Annotated in this window: 19 protein-coding genes; 7 read left to right on the top strand and 12 right to left on the bottom strand. The window is 63.3% G+C overall.

Annotated features, from left to right (window positions below):
• Window positions 1-3: 3 nt before the first annotated feature.
• Together CWE17_RS03810 and CWE17_RS03805 are read right to left on the bottom strand one after the other, a co-directional pair.
• Complete coding sequence (locus CWE17_RS03810; protein WP_131455035.1) at window positions 4-408, bottom strand: transcriptional repressor; 405 nt, start codon at window positions 406-408, stop codon at window positions 4-6.
• Window positions 409-431: 23 nt separating this feature from the next.
• Window positions 432-689, bottom strand: coding sequence for a hypothetical protein (locus CWE17_RS03805; protein ID WP_131455034.1), 258 nt, complete (start codon window positions 687-689; stop codon window positions 432-434).
• A 47-nt stretch (window positions 690-736) separates the two neighbouring features.
• Here CWE17_RS03805 and CWE17_RS03800 point away from each other — a divergent pair, with 47 nt between their 5' ends.
• A complete protein-coding gene (locus CWE17_RS03800) occupies window positions 737-1,210 on the top strand; it encodes a protein phosphatase (RefSeq protein WP_370318267.1) in 474 nt (157 codons plus the stop codon).
• Window positions 1,201-1,827 (top strand): 2OG-Fe(II) oxygenase, encoded by a 627-nt coding sequence (locus CWE17_RS03795; protein ID WP_131455032.1) that lies wholly within the window; start codon window positions 1,201-1,203, stop codon window positions 1,825-1,827. The genes CWE17_RS03800 and CWE17_RS03795 overlap by 10 nt, the downstream gene beginning before the upstream one ends.
• On the opposite strand, the gene CWE17_RS03790 is transcribed toward CWE17_RS03795, so the two are convergent.
• Both CWE17_RS03790 and CWE17_RS03785 read right to left on the bottom strand, forming a co-directional pair.
• On the bottom strand, window positions 1,778-3,052 hold the full coding sequence (locus CWE17_RS03790) for a mechanosensitive ion channel family protein (RefSeq protein WP_131455031.1): 1,275 nt from the start codon (window positions 3,050-3,052) through the stop codon (window positions 1,778-1,780). The two genes, CWE17_RS03795 and CWE17_RS03790, sit on opposite strands and share 50 nt — an antisense overlap.
• Window positions 3,049-4,281: an ABC transporter substrate-binding protein gene (locus CWE17_RS03785; protein WP_161971411.1), complete on the bottom strand. Its 1,233-nt coding sequence runs from the start codon at window positions 4,279-4,281 to the stop codon at window positions 3,049-3,051. Before CWE17_RS03785 ends, CWE17_RS03790 begins: the two co-directional genes overlap by 4 nt.
• Before the next feature lie 79 nt (window positions 4,282-4,360).
• Between CWE17_RS03785 and CWE17_RS03780 the strand changes: the two genes are divergently transcribed.
• The gene (locus CWE17_RS03780; RefSeq protein ID WP_131455220.1) at window positions 4,361-7,105 is read left to right on the top strand and encodes a valine--tRNA ligase; all 2,745 of its coding nucleotides are present in this window, start codon (window positions 4,361-4,363) and stop codon (window positions 7,103-7,105) included.
• Window positions 7,105-7,749, top strand: coding sequence for a TVP38/TMEM64 family protein (locus CWE17_RS03775; protein WP_131455029.1), 645 nt, complete (start codon window positions 7,105-7,107; stop codon window positions 7,747-7,749). Before CWE17_RS03780 ends, CWE17_RS03775 begins: the two co-directional genes overlap by 1 nt.
• On the opposite strand, the gene CWE17_RS12205 is transcribed toward CWE17_RS03775, so the two are convergent.
• From CWE17_RS12205 to CWE17_RS03765, 3 genes are read right to left on the bottom strand one after another with little or no spacing between them, the layout of a single operon-like run.
• A complete protein-coding gene (locus tag CWE17_RS12205) occupies window positions 7,731-7,901 on the bottom strand; it encodes a hypothetical protein (RefSeq protein ID WP_164498738.1) in 171 nt (56 codons plus the stop codon). The genes CWE17_RS03775 and CWE17_RS12205 overlap by 19 nt on opposite strands.
• Complete coding sequence (ligA, locus tag CWE17_RS03770; RefSeq protein ID WP_131455028.1) at window positions 7,898-10,024, bottom strand: NAD-dependent DNA ligase LigA; 2,127 nt, start codon at window positions 10,022-10,024, stop codon at window positions 7,898-7,900. Before ligA ends, CWE17_RS12205 begins: the two co-directional genes overlap by 4 nt.
• Before the next feature lie 13 nt (window positions 10,025-10,037).
• On the bottom strand, window positions 10,038-10,457 hold the full coding sequence (locus CWE17_RS03765) for a hypothetical protein (RefSeq protein ID WP_131455027.1): 420 nt from the start codon (window positions 10,455-10,457) through the stop codon (window positions 10,038-10,040).
• 112 nt (window positions 10,458-10,569) lie between these two features.
• Between CWE17_RS03765 and CWE17_RS03760 the strand changes: the two genes are divergently transcribed.
• The 3 genes from CWE17_RS03760 to CWE17_RS03750 all read left to right on the top strand — a co-directional run bounded on the left by CWE17_RS03760 (window position 10,570) and on the right by CWE17_RS03750 (window position 12,373).
• Entirely contained in the window at window positions 10,570-11,157 is a 588-nt protein-coding gene (locus CWE17_RS03760) for a SprT family zinc-dependent metalloprotease (protein ID WP_131455219.1), read from the top strand.
• 106 nt (window positions 11,158-11,263) lie between these two features.
• The gene (locus CWE17_RS03755) at window positions 11,264-11,806 is read left to right on the top strand and encodes an RNA helicase (protein ID WP_131455026.1); all 543 of its coding nucleotides are present in this window, start codon (window positions 11,264-11,266) and stop codon (window positions 11,804-11,806) included.
• A 45-nt stretch (window positions 11,807-11,851) separates the two neighbouring features.
• Window positions 11,852-12,373, top strand: coding sequence for a DUF1269 domain-containing protein (locus CWE17_RS03750; protein ID WP_131455025.1), 522 nt, complete (start codon window positions 11,852-11,854; stop codon window positions 12,371-12,373).
• On the opposite strand, the gene CWE17_RS03745 is transcribed toward CWE17_RS03750, so the two are convergent.
• The 5 genes from CWE17_RS03745 to dnaB form a co-directional block, all read right to left on the bottom strand.
• Window positions 12,343-12,771 (bottom strand): hypothetical protein, encoded by a 429-nt coding sequence (locus CWE17_RS03745; RefSeq protein WP_131455024.1) that lies wholly within the window; start codon window positions 12,769-12,771, stop codon window positions 12,343-12,345. The two genes, CWE17_RS03750 and CWE17_RS03745, sit on opposite strands and share 31 nt — an antisense overlap.
• An 89-nt stretch (window positions 12,772-12,860) precedes the next feature.
• Window positions 12,861-13,460 carry a chorismate lyase gene (locus CWE17_RS03740; RefSeq protein WP_206338353.1) on the bottom strand — a complete coding sequence of 200 codons (600 nt, stop codon included), beginning with the start codon at window positions 13,458-13,460 and terminating at the stop codon, window positions 12,861-12,863.
• A complete protein-coding gene (locus tag CWE17_RS03735) occupies window positions 13,457-14,194 on the bottom strand; it encodes a hypothetical protein (RefSeq protein WP_131455022.1) in 738 nt (245 codons plus the stop codon). Before CWE17_RS03735 ends, CWE17_RS03740 begins: the two co-directional genes overlap by 4 nt.
• 24 nt (window positions 14,195-14,218) lie before the next feature.
• Window positions 14,219-16,198 (bottom strand): tRNA uridine-5-carboxymethylaminomethyl(34) synthesis enzyme MnmG, encoded by a 1,980-nt coding sequence (gene mnmG / locus CWE17_RS03730; protein ID WP_131455021.1) that lies wholly within the window; start codon window positions 16,196-16,198, stop codon window positions 14,219-14,221.
• 21 nt (window positions 16,199-16,219) lie between these two features.
• Window positions 16,220-17,638 (bottom strand): replicative DNA helicase, encoded by a 1,419-nt coding sequence (gene dnaB, locus CWE17_RS03725; protein ID WP_131455020.1) that lies wholly within the window; start codon window positions 17,636-17,638, stop codon window positions 16,220-16,222.
• Between the last annotated feature and the right edge of the window lie 8 nt (window positions 17,639-17,646).

The following is a 17,646-nucleotide window of genomic DNA, read 5'->3' as shown; positions in this document are numbered from 1 at the left end:
ACGTCAAGGCTGCCTCTGTTGTTCCCGGCAGCTGGCACAGAGCCCAAAGAATTCCAGGGTGTGAAACAGCAGCTCGAAACCTTGGCTTTCCTCGGCCGGCACCGTCAGGCCATGGATTGGGCAGTGGCTGAGGGCGCTGGTGCGGCCGCAGTCCACGCAGGTCAGATGGTGACGATCTCTGGTTAAGGGGGCATACAACGCCTCGCCAGTCGGCAGGTGCCGGCAGCGCACCAGCCCCTGTTGCTGTAGCAGGCGCAGATGGCGGTAAACCGTGGCCAGGCCCATGGGCCGCTCTCCGGCCTGGATGGCGCGATGGAGCTGCTGGCCACTCATCTCGTCACCACAGCGCTCAAGTTCCTCCAGCAGCCTTCGCTGGCGGGCATTCACCGATGTGATCTGGCTGGCCATCCTGTGCCTGGATTGTCTGCTGCTCAGTCTTCTGGGAAGAGCAGAGCCGCTAGCTCATCAGCATCGACGTCGTAGACCCGAGCCAGGCTGGTTTCGATCGCGCTGGTGACTTCGCCGGGGAGAAAGCGCATCGCGTTGAGGGCATCCTCGGTGATCTCGTCACTGAGAAGCTTGTCCTCACTGTCCAGTTTTTCATCGTTGATCACCGCCATCACCCAGCTTTGGTAGGCGTAGACGAGGTCCGAGAACTCGAGTTCGGGATCGTTTAGATCCAGGGTCATGACCATGGCGGGCATCTCAACGTCCAGTCTGACCCCCGGAGGAGAGGATGGCAGGTATGAGCCAGCGATCCGATCCATTGCTCCCTTCTGCGGCCCAGTTGCAGGGCACCCTGGTGGATTTCGCCCTGGCCGAGCTGATCCGCCAGCATCGAGAAAGCTTTCAGCCCCTCTGGACTGTCGACAGCTGGGCGAAGCTGCTGATTTGGTTGGCTCTCAACTGTGGTCTCTCCGGTGAGAGGGATGCCCTGGAGCAGTTCGCCGAGGCCCTCGGGTCTCGGCTCACCTCCCGGTTGCGGCGTCTGTTCTTCGAGAGGGATCTCACGGATCTGGAGCTGCAGGTGCTTGCCGATCCCGCGGAGCAGCAGGTGCTAGTGCTCTCCCTTGCTCCCCAGGACCCGGCTGTGCTTTCGCCGGATCGACTCGAGCAGGCTCTGAAGCGGGTGGGTCTTGAGAGCCGGGTGACGAGTGATCAGACCCGCTGGCAGACCCTTGATGCGGTGGTGGCGATTCCATGGAGCTGATCGCGCGTTACAGCAACCCTGGCTATGAGGCCGTGGCTGATGGGGTGATGACGTTCTTTGAGCGGCGCACTGATCTGCATCGGCCCGGAGTGGCGTTCGGGTCAGCCGATCCCTCTGAACCCGCCAAGCTCAGCACTGACATCAGCCTTGTGGCCATCGATCGCAGTGACCCCGAGGCTTTTGCTCTTGCTGAGGTGATTCTGCGGGGCGTCAGCGCTGGCTTGGAGCGCTACCTGCAGGAGCGACCCCTCTTCCAGCAGGTCTGCCCCGATCAAGAGCTGTTCGTTTTGCCGATCTTCAATCTTCAGCGCTATGCGCCGGGAGAGGGGTTCAAGCAGTGGCACTGCGACTGGACGATCAGCGATGAGGCCACCGAGCCAGTCCATCGGGTGCTGGCCTGGATTCTTTACTGCGACACGGTGACGGATGCCGGGACGGAGTTCCACTGGCAGGGGCACCACGAACCTGCCGAGCGCGGCAAGTTGCTGATCTTTCCCGCAGGTCCTTCTCACATCCATCGCGGGCGGGTGAATCACACCGCGAGCAAGACGATTGCTACTGGCTGGATCAATGCTGGGGCGAGGTCGGGGTATCTCGAGCGACTGGCCCGCCCTTGATTCCCGGGTTCTCCAGGATGGTATTCACCTGCTGAGGGAATGGGATTTCGATGCCCTCTCTGTCGAAGGCAATCCAGATCGCCTGGTTCACCTCGCTGATGATGCCGATGTTGTCCATTGGATTTTCAATCCAATAGCGCAAGGAATAAAGAATTGCTGAGTCGCCATAGGCCACCTGCAGGGCGCGAGGGGCCGGCTGTTTCAGCACCCGTGGCACGGTGCCTGCCGTCTCCTCCAGAAGCCGCAAGACCACTCTTGGGTCATGGCGATAGGCAGCGCCGATCCGGATCTCGCTGCGGCGCATCCGGTCGCTCGCGGTGTAAGTGGTTGCCTGAGCGGTGAAGAACATCTGATTGGGGATTAGCAGTTCTGCGTTGTCCCGATCCCGCCAGAGCAGCGTGGCCCTCAGGCCAAGTTTGCGCACTTCACAGGGATCGCCATCCACCATCAGCACCTCACCGGGACGTACCGATCCTTCAAACAGCAGCCAAATGCCGCTCACGAAGTTCGAGAACACCTCTTTGATGCCAAAGCCCAGGCCTACGGACAGGCCGCCGGCAATTGCAACGATTGCTGTGCTGTTCAGGCCAATTTGAAAGCCGACTGCCGTGATTCCGATGCCGACGACCGCATAGCGGATGATCAGTTCAAGGGCCTTGCGGCTGCCATCACTGCAGCCGATGAGCCATTGGATTAACCAGGCCACCACTGCTGCCGGTGGTCCGCTGCCGATCAACAGGAGATAACTGATCAGCAGTGAACTGAACAGCTTGCCCAGGGTTAAGTCGGTGTCGAAGAACTGCCCAATGCTGATCAAGGCCAGATCCTGCACGCTGTCGAGCCGATTGATCAGCAGAAGGGTGACAGCGAGCAGGTAGAGGGGGCGCAGCAGCCGGCTCAGTAGTTCATGCACCCGCTGCCGGGGCAGGTAGGTGCAGAGTCCGCAATCGAGCAGGGTCAACATGCTCCAGCCCAGCCAGCTGGCGGTGATGAAGCTGGCCAGTCCATGGGGATAAGAGACCTTGAGGAGAGTCAGGGTCGCGAGGGCGGCTAAGGCTGGGCCCACAAGGGGTTTGAGCAGCTTGGGAAATCGGTGGTCGAAACCTGCGCGCTGGAGGCTGTGGACGCCCAAGGCGATCATCAGCAGGATCAGGATTTGGAGGCAGACTTCGGGACGCTCCAGGTAGCCGAGCCAACCGAGCACTTCGCGCAGGAGTTCGTTCATTGCCGCGCCTCGTTGAGCAGGTCAATCAACTGTTCGCTGGCTTGCTCCGCAGACTCCACGCCATACACCAGGGGGGTCAGCAAGAGTGTCACGCGCTCTCGCAAGTTTTGGCTGAGATCGAAGTGCTGGAGAAATGTGGTTGAGCCCTCGGATTGACGGCGGGAGGCCACCATCGCCCTCAGGACAGCGGAGCTAGCCACGGGCACCTTGACGTGGCGGTTCACCGGCAGAAACGAGAGTGTGCGAAGGGTGAGATCGCGTTGGGTTTGGGGTTGGGCGAGGTAGCGGAGGAAGGCAAGGGAGGCCTTCCGTTGCCTTGAGCTGGAGTTTTTACCGAGACTGAAGGTCCGCAGCCTGTTGAAGGGGCTGGCGCTGTGGGTTTCGCCGCTTGGCAAGGGAGACACTCCAAGCCTTGTTCCGAGCGTTTTTCGTAGATCTTCGATGTTGGAACTGCTGCAGGTGATCCAGCTGATCTCACCGCTCTTCAGATCTTGAGTGAGTTCACTGGCATCGGGATAGAAGCTGATCCGCTGTTGCATTGCTGCCTGGTTCAGCCACTCCAGCCAGTTGGTGATGGCTTCGCGATCTTCGGCTTTGACCGGTTGGCCGCTGCTGACGCGATTCAGCGCAGGTAGGGCACCCAGACTGCCTGCCGTCCAGAACAGCTGGGCCGAATCCAAGGACAGTCCGATGTTTTTCCCCGCGGCGCTGATGCTGAGCAGCTCCCGGATCCTCGTGGGTGCCTGAGGGATCTGGCGCCGGTCGAAGCAGGCCAGTTGCAGATAGATCAGAAAGGGTTGGCTTGCCAGCTGGTTCTTCTTGACCACCACCCGTTGCAGCAGGTTGGCGAAGATATTGCGACGCAGCAGCGCTTGATCAGGGATCGGGTCAGTCAGTCCCTTGTTGAATAGTTCACGGCTGATATAGGCATCGGACAGGATCAGGTCGGGCCCGAGTTCAGCGCTATTGCGTTTCTGGATGCGATCCACCAACGCGTGCTCCGGGTACACCGCCAGTTGCACGTTGATGTTGGGGCGAATGCGCTGGAACTCTTTCACCACCAGATCGACACGTTGACGAAAAAAGCGATGGCTTTCTTCTGTAATCGTGCGCGAATCGGGCACGCCAATTGCCAGATAAAGATTGACGGGTAGGGATGCATTGATCTGGCTGCAGCCCGACAGTGCCAGGCCGAGAGCGGCGACGGTGAGGCAGCGGCGATGGCGCAACGCAATCAAGCCGGATCGAGGTGATTCTGATGGGTTTCCGTGCTTTGCGAGCATGGCGCCTCTGTATTGCCTGTTCGCTGTGTCTGAGCTCGCCAAGACCTATGACCCAGTGGGCACCGAAGCGCGCTGGCAGCAGGCTTGGGAGGAGCAGGGGGCGTTTCATCCCGATCCTGGCGCCGAGGGCGAGCCCTTCTCGGTGGTGATTCCACCGCCGAATGTGACCGGCAGCCTGCACATGGGCCACGCCTTCAACACGGCCTTGATCGACACGATCGTGCGGTATCAGCGGTTGGCGGGCAAAAACGTGCTCTGCTTGCCCGGCACCGACCACGCCTCCATTGCGGTGCAAACGATTCTGGAGAAGCAGCTCAAGGAGGAGGGCAAGACCCGACACGACCTGGGTCGGGAAGCTTTCCTGGAGCGGGCCTGGCAGTGGAAGGCCGAGAGCGGTGGACGAATTGTTGGGCAGCTGCGGCGGCTGGGGTACTCGGTGGATTGGAAGCGTCAGCGCTTCACCCTCGATGAGGGGCTGAGTGAGGCCGTGAAGGAGGCCTTCGTGCGACTGCATGAGCAGGGGTTGATCTATCGCGGTGAGTATCTGGTGAATTGGTGCCCCGCCTCCGGTTCGGCGGTGAGTGACCTGGAGGTGGAGATGAAAGAGGTCGATGGTCACCTCTGGCATTTCCGCTATCCGCTCAGCAGTGGTGAGGGACACCTGGAGGTTGCCACCACACGCCCCGAAACGATGCTGGGTGATACGGCTGTGGCGGTGAACCCCACCGATGAGCGCTACGCCCACCTGGTGGGCCAGACCCTCACCCTGCCGTTTGTGGGTCGGGAGATTCCGATCGTGGCCGACGACCACGTGGAGAAGGATTTCGGCACCGGTTGCGTGAAGGTGACGCCGGCCCACGACCCCAATGATTTCGCGATCGGCCAGCGCCACGGGTTGCCCCAGATCACCGTGATGAGCAAGAACGGCACGATGAATGCCGAAGCCGGCCAGTTTGAGGGGCTGGATCGTTTCGAGGCCCGCAAGGCTGTGGTGGCAGGGCTTGACGCGCTAGGGCTGTTGGTGAAGGTGGAGGACTACCGCCACAGCGTTCCCTATTCCGACCGCGGCAAGGTGCCGGTGGAGCCGTTGCTTTCCACCCAGTGGTTTGTCAAAACTGAACCATTGGCGGCCCGCTGCCGCGAAGCTCTCGAGAAGCAGGATCCCCGCTTCATCCCTGAGCGTTGGGAGAAGGTCTATCGCGACTGGCTCACCGACATCCGCGACTGGTGCATCAGCCGCCAGTTGTGGTGGGGCCATCGCATCCCCGCCTGGTTCGTGATCAGCGAAACCGGAGGCAAGTACACCGACACCACGCCCTACGTGGTGGCCCGCAACGAAGCCGAAGCCCTGGAGAAGGCCAAAGAGGAGTACGGCCCTGCTGCGGAGATCGAGCAGGACGAAGATGTGCTCGACACCTGGTTCTCCAGCGGTCTCTGGCCTTTCTCGACCCTGGGCTGGCCCGATACAGGCAGCGCTGACCTGCAGCGCTGGTATCCCACCAGCACCCTGGTGACGGGCTTCGACATCATCTTTTTCTGGGTGGCCCGGATGACGATGATGGCCGGCGCTTTCACCGGTGAGATGCCCTTCAAGGAGGTCTACATCCACGGCCTGGTGCGGGATGAACAGAACCGTAAGATGAGCAAGAGCGCGGGCAACGGCATCGATCCGCTGCTGCTGATCGATCGCTACGGCACCGATGCCCTGCGCTTCGCTTTGGTGCGGGAGGTTGCCGGTGCTGGTCAGGACATCCGCCTCGATTACGACCGCAAATCCGATACCTCCGCCACGGTGGAGGCAGCGCGCAACTTCGCCAACAAGCTTTGGAACGCCACGCGATTTGCGCTGATGAACCTGGGTGGTGCTACGCCAGCTGAGCTCGGGGAGCCCGATCCCGCTGCCCTGCAGCTGGCCGACCGTTGGATTCTGTCGCGCTTGGCACGGGTGAACAGGGAAACTGCCGAGCGCTATGGAAGCTACGGCCTTGGCGAAGCAGCCAAGGGTCTCTATGAATTCGCCTGGAACGATGTTTGCGACTGGTATCTGGAGTTGAGCAAGCGTCGGCTCAATCCGGGCGAGAACCCCTCAGCCGAGGCACTGGCCGATCAGCGAACCGCCAAGCAGGTGCTGGCCAAGGTGATCAGTCAAATGCATCTGTTCCTGCATCCCTTGATGCCCCATCTCACCGAGGAGCTCTGGCACAGCGTCACCGCTCAACCGCAGACAACGGTCCTGGCCCTGCAATCCTGGCCCGCCGTCGATATGAAGGCTTTGGATGACGAGCTCGAGTCGTCGTTTGCTGAACTCATCGCGGCCATCCGAGTCGTGCGCAATCTGCGTGCTGTGGCCGGCTTGAAGCCATCCCAGACGGTGCCGGTGCGTTTCGTGACCGGTCGTGATGCTCTGACGGCTGTGCTGCAGCAGGGTACTGCTGACATCCGTGCACTCACGCGCGCGGAGACCGTCGAGGTGATGACCGCTGAGCAGGCTGAAGCAGCACCGGTGGCGAAAGCGCTCGCTGGCGTTAGCGGCGAACTGCAGGTGCTGTTGCCGATTGAGGGCCTGGTCGACCTCGAGGCGCTCAAGGCGCGTCTGGAGAAAGACATCGCGAAGGCAGAGAAGGAGATCAAAGGCTTGGCTGGCCGCCTCAGCAATCCCAACTTTGCGGACAAGGCGCCGCCTGAGGTGGTGGCGGAATGCAAGGCCAACCTTGCGGAAGCGGAAGCGCAAGCGGAGTTGGCCCGCCGTCGCCTGCAGGATCTTGGTTGATGCTGGCGGCCCTAGGCGTGCTCCTTGATTGGCAGGGTTGGCTTCCCGCCCTGCAGTCTCCGCTGGGGGCCCTGCTGTTCATCCCCCTCTACGCCCTCTGGGTGACGTTGCTGCTCCCGGGGGTGTGGGCCTCGATGCTCGCGGGAGCTCTGTATGGAACCTGGTGGGGAAGCTTGATCGTTTTCGTGGGCGCCTGCCTTGGCGCTGAAGCGGCGTTTCTGCTGGGGCGAACCTGGCTGCGCGGATGGGCGCAGCAGCGATTGGCGAGTTTGCCGAAGCTGCAGGCTGTGGAGCGTGCTGTGAGTCGCGAGGGCCTGAAGTTGGTGCTGCTCACCCGACTCTCTCCCGCCTTCCCCTTCTCGCTGCTCAACTTGGCTTATGGCCTTAGTGAGGTGTCGCTGCGCGATTACACCATTGGCTTGATCGGAATTCTTCCCGGCACGGTGCTGTTTTGTGCCCTTGGTGCCTTGGCTGGTGATGCCGCCCGTTTTGGGGAGGTGTTGGCCGGCGATGCCTCGCCAGGGGCCTGGTGGTTACGGGTTATCGGTGTGCTCGCCACCATCGCAGTGGTGTGGCTCGTGGGTCGTGCCGCTCGCCGGGCGCTGCAGGAGGGCCCTGGCCTTGATCAGGATCCTGAGGTCTGATCAGGATCGGGCAGGCGCCAGTCGCGAAGGGCGGCAATAAGGATGAACCAGCCCAGTCTCAGTCGTGCGATGGCACCGCGGCGGCCTGCCAGATCGGCATATTTGGCCCTTCCGCAGTCGCTTTTGATCCAGCGGAAGGCTGTTGGTGTCATTCCAGTTGCTTCGATGCTCTGGAGGAAGAATGATCGCTCGGTCCATTGGCTGCCACCAGCTGCTGCAGGCTTGCCTCATCCAGCACCGGCACCCCTAGGGCCTCGGCCTTGCTCAGCTTGCTGCCCGCCTCTTCACCAGCCACCACGTAGTGGGTTTTCTTGCTCACCGACCCGCTGACTTTGCCCCCTGCGGCTTCGATCAAGGCCTGGGCCTGGGAGCGGCTGAGGTTGGGAAGAGTGCCGGTGAGCACAAAGGTCTGACCGTTGAGGTGGCCATCGCGCTCCCTGGCGGCGGCTCCGGCCAGTTCCTGCTCGGATGCCGCCAGGCTCAAGCCCATGGCCTGCAGGCCGTTCAGCAGCTCCTGGTTGGCGCTGGTGGCGAACCACTGCTGCAGGCTCTGGGCGATTTCACCGCCGATGCCTTGGACGGCTGTCAACGCGTCCGATTGCTCGGCTGCCGCCCGGGCCAGCGTCTCCACAGTCGTGAAGCTGGCCGCCAGGGCCTTGGCATTCACCTCGCCTACATGGTGGATTCCCAATCCATAGAGCTGTCGATGCCATGGTTGGTTCTTGGAGGCCTCGAGGGCGGTCAGCAGATTCGTGGCGCTTTTGCTGCCCATCCGCTCCAGGCTTCCCAGCAGGGCGGCATCGAGCCTGTAGAGATCAGCGATGGAGCGCACCAGGCCCCGGTCGACAAGCTGTTCGATCAGCTTGCTGCCCAGTCCATCGACGTCCAGTGCGCCCTTGCTGACCCAGTGGCGTAGCGCCCCGCGCAGGATCGCCGGGCAGCTGCTGTTGACGCAGCGGGTGGCCGCTTCGCCTTCTTCCCGCACCAATTCGGAGCTGCATTCAGGACAGCTGTGGGGCAGGGCGAGTGGCTGGCTGCCGGCGGGGCGTAGTTCTGTGAGGACCCGCACGACCTCGGGAATGATTTCCCCCGCCTTGCGCACCACGATTGTGTCGCCGCCATGCAGATCGAGCTCCGCCAGCCGATTGGCGTTGTGCAGGGTGGCTCTGCTCACAACCGTGCCGGCTAGGGGCACGGGTTCGAATTCGGCCACGGGTGTCACCACCCCAGTGCGTCCCACCTGGCAGGTAATCCTCAGCAACTTGCTGGGTGCTTCCTCTGCGGCGTATTTCAGGGCGATGGCCCAGCGGGGTGCCTTCTGGGTGAAGCCGGCGGCGTCCTGCATGCGAAGGTCGTTGAGCTTCACCACGACCCCGTCGGTGGCGTAATCGAGGTCGTGGCGTTGGCTGTCCCAGGCAGCGAAGAACGTCTCAACCGCCGCCAAGTCGGGGAGTAGCTCGGCATTCGGATTGACCTTGAAGCCGGCGGCTTTTAACCACTGCAATGACTCCCACTGCGTGGCAGGCAGTGGCGGGTCGCTCCCATGGCCCTGCCAGCCTCCCGGTAGGTGGAGGGTGTAAGCGAAGAAATCAAGTCTGCGGGCGGCCACCACCTTTGGATCGAGCTGGCGCAGGGTCCCGGCGCAGGCGTTTCGGGGGTTGGCAAATAGGGCTTCGCCCCGCTGCTGTCGCTCACGGTTGATGGCATCAAAGGTGCCATCGGGAATGAACGCTTCGCCCCGCACCTCCAGCCATGCGGGGGGCTGTTCCAGTTGCAGACGCAGGGGCACGGACGCGATGGTGCGCACATTGGCGGTGATCTCCTCCCCCTGTTCGCCATCGCCGCGGGTGGCGGCTCGCACCAGCACGCCGTGCTCATAGCTGAGCGCGAGGGCATTGCCGTCAATCTTCAGCTCGCCCACCATCGCCAGGGCTGGCAGAGGCTCGCCTTGGTTCGGCTCCCGATCGAGAGCCCGCAGCAGTCGGCCATGCCAGGCCTGGAGCTCCTCGATGTTGAAGGCGTTGTCGAGGCTGAGCAGGCCGATGCGATGGCGCACGCTCGTGAATCCCTCAGCTGGGGAACCTCCGACTCTTTGGGTCGGGCTGTCGGCGCTGATCAGCTCAGGATCGGCAGCCTCCAGATCCGCCAGTTCACGGTAGAGACGGTCATAGACCGGATCCTCCATGACCGGAGCATCCAGCACGTAATAGGCGTGGGCAGCCCGGTTGAGCAGAGCACGCAGTTCGCTGGCCCGTTCCCGGGATGGGGCTGTCATGACGGGGGAGGCGTCAGGCGTTCACCGGGGTGATCCGGTCGATCTTCCAGCTCTCCTCCACCTTGGTGAAGGTGAAGTCGAGCGGCATTTCCTCTTTGTTTTCAGCCAGCAGCTTCACGGTGAGGATGATGTTGCCCTCTTGCATCCTTGGGCGACCGGATTTGAGGTTGCGGAAGCGATTGAGCTTGAGACCGGCCAGGAAGCGGATGAATTGCTGGCGATTCACGTGCTGGCGGTAGCTCTTGGTGGTGAGCAGGTAGGCGGCGTCGATGCGTCCTGCTGCCACCTGGGTGAAGAACTGCTTGATCAGGGGGTTGATGCCGCGGGCGCTCAGCACGAGCTTGACGGCGGTGATCGTCCAATAGAGGAGCAGTGCTCCGGCACCGGCCAGCAGGGCCTTGCTTCCGAGTTCCCGAACCAGAGCCAGATCCATCCGCGGCCACGATGATGCGCCAAGAGTCTGACTGACGGTTGTGCAGGCCGTTGCCGAAGGTGTGCAGACTGGCGCCGTCGACCACCTGCTGGACGCACACCGGACCCTTCCCATGGCCCTGGAGCCGCTGCTCCCCCTGTTTCATCGCTTGAACCGAGAGCATTTCGAGGGCAGCCTCGTGCGCGGACAGCAGCCCTTGCTTGCGGTGCGTTGGAGTGACGGCCGTATGCGGCGTACGGCCGGGCTCTATCGCCGTGGCCCCCAGGTCGCCCCGCCCCATGGTCGTGAAATCGTGCTCTCCCGTCCTCTGCTCGACCCCTTGCCACGCCTGGCGACGGAAAGCACCCTCTGCCACGAAATGATTCACGCCTGGGTGGATCTGGTGCTGGGGTCGTCGGAGGGGCATGGACCTCAGTTCCGGGCGCGGATGGAGCAGATCAACCGCGCCCAGGATCGATTTGTGGTGAGCGTGCGTCACCGCTTTCCGGTGCCTGTGACAGCCCCGCGTTGGCTGGCAGTCTGCCCCCGCTGTGGGCATCGCTCTCCCTACCGCCGCCGTCTGGCCCAGGCCGCCTGTCGCTCCTGTTGTGATCGCCACCATGGGGGGCGATGGCATGCCAGCTGTGTCTTGCAGTTTCAGCCGTATGACGGTCAAGACACCTGCTCTGTCGTTGATCAAGGCCCTGGGGCGGATGGCTGAAATCGATCTGTTTCTGCTGGTGCTTCAGTGCTCTGGCATCGCCATTGCTCTGGTGGGATGGCGCCGGGAGCGTTGGCTGCGACGACGGCGTCGGTAACGTCAGGGGATGGATGGACGACGGCAACAGGCGCAACGCTTGGATCAGTGGCTGGAAACGGGCCGCCAGCTGGTGGATGGTGTTGCTGGGACGCGCCCAGGGCGACGCCCTGGCTCCCGTTCAGGCCGGACTGCTGCGGACAGCCTGGATGCGGTTGGGCGTTGGGTGGGCGACAAGATCGACTGGCTCCTGGATGAGGAGGACGATGGCGGAGACAGCTGGCGGGAACCGGCTGCACAGCCTTTTCGATCTGCACAGCCCCTGCGATCTGCACAGCCTTTGCGATCCAACGGCCGCAAGCGGCCCCTCGAGGCGATCTCTCGCCGGCAGCCACCTTTGATTCCTCCTGCAGTTCAGGCGCGGGAGCCATCGGCGCCCGACGATGAGTGGCCGGATGAAAGTGAATTCCGGGTGGAGCGCTGGAAGCGAGGCGTTGCAACGGAATCCGCCGCTGTTCCTGAGGGCGTTCCGGTGCGACGTCCAGGTTCTGCTGCAGCGGAGTCTCCTGTGCGCCGCTCTCTGCCCCGCTCCAGTCGTCGTCGGGACGGTTGAGAACGCCGAACCGTTCCTAGCCTCGAATTATCCGACTGTGGACTGATGAGCAATCTCGTGGTGGTGGGCTTCCCCAAGCTGGAGGAGGCCGAGGAGGTCCGTCAGGAACTGGTGGGTTTTCAGCAGGAGCACCTGATTGCCCTGGAGGATGCCGTGGTGCTTGAGCATGGGCAGGACGGGCATGTGCACCTGCGTCAGGCGATCAACCTCACGGCAGCGGGTGCTCTCGGCGGCAGTTTCTGGGGGGTGCTTGTGGGGCTGTTGTTCGCCAATCCCTTGCTCGGTTTGGCGGTCGGTGCCAGTGCCGGTGCGGCTTCCGGTGCCCTCAGTGACATGGGGATCAATGACCAGTTCCTGCGCGATCTTGGGGAGACCCTTCCCAAGGGAACGGCGGCTCTGGCCCTGCTTGTGCGCGAGGTGACCGCGGATCGCGTGATCGAGAAGTTACGCCGCCATGCCCCCCATGCCCGTCTGATTCAGACCAGCCTCAGCCATGCGGATGAGGAACGCCTGCGGGAGCAGTTGGAGAAGGCCCGTCAGCAGGCGGAAGCTTTGCGGCTGGCCTGAAACCGGCAGCCCAGGCGACTCAGGCCAGCGTTGACGTCCTCCACCAGATCGGAGGGAAGATCCTCTGCCATCTGGTCAGCCGTGGCGGCGATGGATGGGGAGCCTTCGCTCATCGCCTCCAGCAGGGCCACCCATTGCTTGACCTGGTCGTCGCGGCTGATGGGCCTGTAGCCCCGGGTTTCGAGCAGGGTGCGGCAGATGTCTGCATTCCAGCGACTGCCGCGCGGGTGGCATTGCGATCCTTGAACGGAGGCCGCACCGGCGTCGAGCGCCGCTGGGGTCGGCCTGCCATGGCGGTCCAGCCAGCCGGCCTGATCGAGGGCACGTTCACAGTGGCGGGTTGAGATGCCGAACAGCTGCCCCAGCTCAGTAAGGCTCAGCCAGGAGTGGTTTGCCATTGGAGTGGAGTTCCAGTGCAGCCATCATGGGGACAGCACATTGAATGGCAAGTTGTCAAGGGGAAAACGGGACAATCCGAGTGATTCCTTCATGACGGGAGGTGAAGCGCTTGTCGAGGAGCTGGGCCCAGCCAGTCCTCCAATCGGGGGCTGAACACCTCCCGGATCACGGTCAACTCCCGCCCCTGACGGAAGAAGCGGTAGTGACGACTCCAAAACGGACCAGTGGCCTGGAAGCCTTCCTCAAGCCAATGGCTCTGAACAAGCGCCAGGCCATCCACCTCCCGGAATAGTTCCGAACGGCCCTGGGTCAGGCTCAGCCAGATCGGCAGATTCCTGTCTTGCAGATGCTGTTCCGCTTCCGTTTGGTTCCACCAGCTTTCTGCCCAAGCCAGCGTGATTCCGCCGCACTCCAACCAGACCTGCCGGCGCAGGAGCGGATGGTCCAGTTCCCGCACCTCTCGAGGTGCTCCTTCCATGGTGCTGTCGGCTTCCATGGCGATCAGGCGCACGGCCACGGGATGGCCAGTGAGCAGCCGCAGGTGTCGGGTGGGGCTGCCATCCCCCAGCAGCATCAGCCTCCAGGGGCCTGGCAGTGACCAAGGGCTTTCGGCACCGATCACCGAGGCGCTTGCGGCTTGCCAGAGAGGCTCGGGTGAAGGGAAGAGGGCTGAGGGAACGTCGTTCAGAAGGCGCCTCCCACCGAGAGCTGGCGCTGCTGCCCCTGGCGCTCGATGACCGCTCCTTGCGCTTCAACCGAGTGAAGCCGCCATCCGCTGTTGCCGATCATCTCCCCCGGGCTGGCGGAGAGGGAGAGCTGATCGAGGCGGAAGATCGCCGAGCCCTTGCCTCCACCGGCATGAACGACTCCCACCAGTAGGGGGTCAGACCCAGCAGGCGCTTGAGGGGTTGGAGCATTCACCGGCGCTTCTGATCCGGCGCTGTTCGCTGATGCCCCATCGATTAGGGGGATGGCAGGCAAGGGCACCATCACCGGTTCAAGACTCGCGGGGAGGCGGATCTCGCTGTCGCTGGTTTGGGGGGCTGACGGGGCTGTTGCGGCTGAGTTGTCTGTGGTTTTGGCAGGTTCTGGAGGGGGCAGGCGGCGCACCCGTTCGATCAGCTGGAGGTCACGCTCGCGGCTGAGGGCCCGTTGGGAGGCCTGCCAGTTGCGCGCCAGCCAGATGCTCATGGCCATGCTGATCAGGGCTGGCATGCCAATCAACGCCAGCATCCAGCGGAGGGTTCGAGGCTGACGCTCTGGTGCAGCTGCAGTGGCTCGGGGGGCGGCAGGCGCTGAGGCCGGTTCCACCTGCACAGTGACGGCTTCAAGCCGTTGTTCGCCATCACTAAAAACCCGATCCATCACCTGCTCTGCGCGCAGGTTCCAGTAGGCCCGGGATGTGGAAAGGCGTGGTGGCACCGCAGACCGTTGTCTGCTGCAACGCTATCGAGCTTGGCCCAGGGGGGCGAGCTCTGACTCGCCGGGTTGGCGACGCCGTTGCTGGAGCTCCAGCCACACCAAGAGAGCGGTGAGGTCGGCCTGGCTGACCCCGGGGATCTGGCTGGCCTGCCCCAGGGTGAACGGGCGAACGGCCGTGAGCTTTTCGCGCGCCTCCCGGGAGAGGGTGCTGATGTTGGTGTAGTCGATGGTGGCAGGCAATTTGCGCTGGCCCTGGCGCTTCACCTGATCGATCTGCTGCTGTTGGCGCTGCAGATAGCCGCTGTATTTGATGTCGATCTCGGCGCCTTCGCGCACCGGCAGGGGGAGGTCGGCATCGGCCAGGCCGTGGCGTACCAGATCGGCGGCATGCATGCCCGGGCGACGCAGGAGATCCGCCAGGGTGATGGAGCCCTTAATTGGCGCACCGGTCTCTGCTTCGACCGCAGGGGCCACCGGATCGCTCACCTTGAGGCGCACGGTTTCCAGCCGCTGCTTTTCGGCCTCCATCGCCTGGAGTTTGTCTTCAAATAAGCGCCAGCGACGGTCATCGATCAAGCCGAGCTCACGGCCCTGTGGCGTCAGCCGGCGGTCGGCGTTATCGCCCCGCAGCACCAACCGGTATTCACTGCGGCTGGTGAGCACCCGGTAGGGCTCGCGCAGATCCTTGCTCACCAGATCGTCGATCATCGTGCCGATGTAGCTGCCTTCTCTGGGGAAATGCACCGGCTCCTGGCCGCGGATGCGGCGGGCGGCATTGAGGCCGGCCACCAGTCCCTGGGCCGCGGCTTCCTCGTAGCCGGTGGTGCCGTTGAGCTGGCCGGCGCTGAAGAGCCCTTGCACGCGTTTGGTTTCCAGCGATGGCAACAGTTGCGTGGCGGGCAGGTAGTCGTAATCCACGGAGTAGGCCGGCCGCAGCATCACGGCTTGTTCCAGGCCAGGCAGGCTGCGCAGCAGTTGCAATTGGATCGGTTCGGGCAGGCCGGTGGAGAAGCCCTGCACGTAGATCTCGGGCGTGTCGCGCCCTTCCGGTTCGAGGAAGATCTGGTGGCTGTCTTTATCGGCGAAGCGCACGATCTTGTCCTCGATTGAGGGGCAGTAGCGCGGCCCCTTGCTGTCGATCACGCCGCCGTAGATGGCGGTGAGATGCAGGTTGTCCTTGATCAGTTGATGGGTTGCTGCCGTGGTGCGTGTGATGTGGCAGCTCATCTGTTCACCGCTGCTCCATGCGGCGGGGTCAAACGAGAAGAACCGGTCCGCAGCGTCGCTGGGTTGCTCCTCGAGTTGATCGAGGGCAATGCTGCGCCGGTCGACCCGCGCCGGGGTGCCGGTTTTGAGACGGTCGGTATGGAATCCAAGCTGTTGCAGAGCTTCGGTGAGGCCTTCGGCGGCCTGCTCGCCGGCACGGCCTGCCGCCATCGATTGATGGCCCACCCAGATGCGCCCCCCCAGGAAGGTGCCGGCGGTGAGCACGACGGCCTTGGCGCCGTAGATGCTGCCGAAATAGGTGCGTACGCCTGTGATCCGTGCGGCTGGGCCTTGGCTGGGATCCCACCCTTCACCACCACCTGCGGGATCGCCTTCGATTTCCAGCCCTGTGACCATCGCCTCACGCAGGGCCAGGTTGGGGGTGTGCTGCAGCAGCTGCAGCATCTGGCGTGAGTACTGGCGTTTGTCGGTCTGGGCACGCAGGGCCCACACTGCAGGGCCGCGGCTGGCATTGAGGATCCGTTTCTGGATGGCGGTGGCGTCGGCGAGGCGGCCGATCACTCCACCGAGGGCATCCACTTCATGCACCAGCTGGCTTTTGGCGGGGCCGCCGACGGCCGGATTGCAGGGCTGCCAGGCGATGCGATCGAGATTGAGGCTGAACAGGGCGGTGTTCAGGCCCAGCCGGGCGGCGGTGATGGCGGCTTCACAGCCGGCATGGCCACCCCCCACGACGATCACGTCGAAGACTTCAGTGGGGGTTGGACTGGGTGTCATCCCACCAGTATCGGAAACGACTCAGGCCGCCAGGTTGCGGAAGCGCGTGAACTGTGGCTCAAACAGCAGCTTCACCGTGCCCACGGGTCCGTTGCGGTGCTTGGTCACGATCACTTCGGTGATGCCTCGATCAGGAGTTTCCGGGTTGTAGTACTCGTCGCGGTAGATCATCAGCACCAGGTCGGCGTCCTGCTCGATGGAGCCCGATTCGCGAAGGTCGCTCAGCATCGGGCGCTTGTTGGTGCGGGATTCCACGCCACGGCTGAGCTGGGAGAGGGCGATCACCGGCACGTTCAATTCTCGGGCCATGCCTTTGAGGCCCCGGGTGATTCGCGACAGCTCCTGCACCCGGTTGTCTGGGGTGGAGCCCTCCATCAGCTGCAGGTAGTCGATCACGATCAGGCCGAGCTCCTTGCCCTGTTCGGCCATCAGGCGCCGGCAGAGGGAGCGCATTTCCAGCACTCCAGAGTTGGGTTTGTCGTCGATGAAGATCGGCAGCTGGCCAAGGGTGTTGATGCCCTGGCCCAGCAAGGGCCATTCCTCCTGCTGCAGCCTGCCGGTGCGCAGGCGCCCGGCTTCGATGCCCACTTCCATCGACAGCAGCCTGTAGGTGAGCTGCTCTTTGCTCATCTCCAGGGAGAACACGCACACCGGCAGGTTGTGCAGTTGAGCCACGTTCTTGGCCAGGTTGAGCACGATCGAGGTTTTGCCCATGGCTGGCCGGCCCGCCACGATGATCAGGTCGCTGCGTTGCAGGCCCTGGGTCATCGCATCCAGGTCGTAGAAGTTCACCGGGATGCCCGCCACAGAGGTGCCGAGCGAGCGGCTCTCGATCTCGTTGAAGGTGCTGGTGAGAATCTCAGCCGTGGGAGTGAGGCCTTTGGTGGGTTTCTCCTGGCTGATGGCGAAGATCGTCTGCTCGGCCTTGTCGAGAACCTGCTCCATCGGCAGGCTCTGATCAAAGCCCAGTTGGATCACCTCGTTGCCGGAGCGGATCAGCTGCCGGCGCAGGAATTTGTCCATCACCAGGCGGGCCACCTGCTCGATCGAGGCGGTGGAGGCCACCCGTTCCACCAGCTCCACAAGCCGGTTGCTTCCTCCCACTTTCTCCAAGGCACCTGTATCGGCCAGCCAGGCGGTCATGGCCGTGAGGTCGGTGGGTTTGCCCTGGCTGTGGAGCATCACCGCGGTGCGGAAGATCTCCCGGTGGGCATTGAGGTAGAAGGCTTCCGGCTGGAGCACATCGGCGACGCGGCCAATGGCATCGGGGTCCAGCAGGATGCCGCCCAGCACCGCCTCTTCCGCCTCCAGGTTCTGAGGGGGAATCGAGTCCGGTAAGGCTTCGAAATTGGGCTCATCTCGGCGGCGGCCCTGACCGAAACCCCGGCGTCCCCCCTCAGCGGCCTCGCCGCCCTGATCGCTGAAGGGGACGGTCACCATGGAGTCGT

The sequence above is a fragment of the Synechococcus sp. BS56D genome (assembly GCF_004332405.1).
Lineage (GTDB): Bacteria > Cyanobacteriota > Cyanobacteriia > PCC-6307 > Cyanobiaceae > Synechococcus_C.
The sequence above is the reverse complement of the archived record's forward strand: the minus strand, read 5'-3'. Positions and strand labels throughout refer to the sequence as shown.

What these genes read in the sequence shown, in the direction of transcription:
- CWE17_RS03810 (WP_131455035.1), bottom strand. Translation starts at nt 408, where the DNA reads ATGGCCAGCCAGATCACATCGGTGAATGCCCGCCAGCGAAGGCTGCTG.
- CWE17_RS03805 (WP_131455034.1), bottom strand. Translation starts at nt 689, where the DNA reads ATGACCCTGGATCTAAACGATCCCGAACTCGAGTTCTCGGACCTCGTC.
- CWE17_RS03800 (WP_370318267.1), top strand. Translation starts at nt 737, where the DNA reads ATGGCAGGTATGAGCCAGCGATCCGATCCATTGCTCCCTTCTGCGGCC.
- CWE17_RS03795 (WP_131455032.1), top strand. Translation starts at nt 1,201, where the DNA reads ATGGAGCTGATCGCGCGTTACAGCAACCCTGGCTATGAGGCCGTGGCT.
- CWE17_RS03790 (WP_131455031.1), bottom strand. Translation starts at nt 3,052, where the DNA reads ATGAACGAACTCCTGCGCGAAGTGCTCGGTTGGCTCGGCTACCTGGAG.
- CWE17_RS03775 (WP_131455029.1), top strand. Translation starts at nt 7,105, where the DNA reads ATGCTGGCGGCCCTAGGCGTGCTCCTTGATTGGCAGGGTTGGCTTCCC.
- CWE17_RS12205 (WP_164498738.1), bottom strand. Translation starts at nt 7,901, where the DNA reads ATGACACCAACAGCCTTCCGCTGGATCAAAAGCGACTGCGGAAGGGCC.
- ligA (WP_131455028.1), bottom strand. Translation starts at nt 10,024, where the DNA reads ATGACAGCCCCATCCCGGGAACGGGCCAGCGAACTGCGTGCTCTGCTC.
- CWE17_RS03765 (WP_131455027.1), bottom strand. Translation starts at nt 10,457, where the DNA reads ATGGATCTGGCTCTGGTTCGGGAACTCGGAAGCAAGGCCCTGCTGGCC.
- CWE17_RS03760 (WP_131455219.1), top strand. Translation starts at nt 10,570, where the DNA reads ATGGCCCTGGAGCCGCTGCTCCCCCTGTTTCATCGCTTGAACCGAGAG.
- CWE17_RS03755 (WP_131455026.1), top strand. Translation starts at nt 11,264, where the DNA reads ATGGATGGACGACGGCAACAGGCGCAACGCTTGGATCAGTGGCTGGAA.
- CWE17_RS03750 (WP_131455025.1), top strand. Translation starts at nt 11,852, where the DNA reads ATGAGCAATCTCGTGGTGGTGGGCTTCCCCAAGCTGGAGGAGGCCGAG.
- CWE17_RS03745 (WP_131455024.1), bottom strand. Translation starts at nt 12,771, where the DNA reads ATGGCAAACCACTCCTGGCTGAGCCTTACTGAGCTGGGGCAGCTGTTC.
- mnmG (WP_131455021.1), bottom strand. Translation starts at nt 16,198, where the DNA reads ATGACACCCAGTCCAACCCCCACTGAAGTCTTCGACGTGATCGTCGTG.
- dnaB (WP_131455020.1), bottom strand. Translation starts at nt 17,638, where the DNA reads ATGGTGACCGTCCCCTTCAGCGATCAGGGCGGCGAGGCCGCTGAGGGG.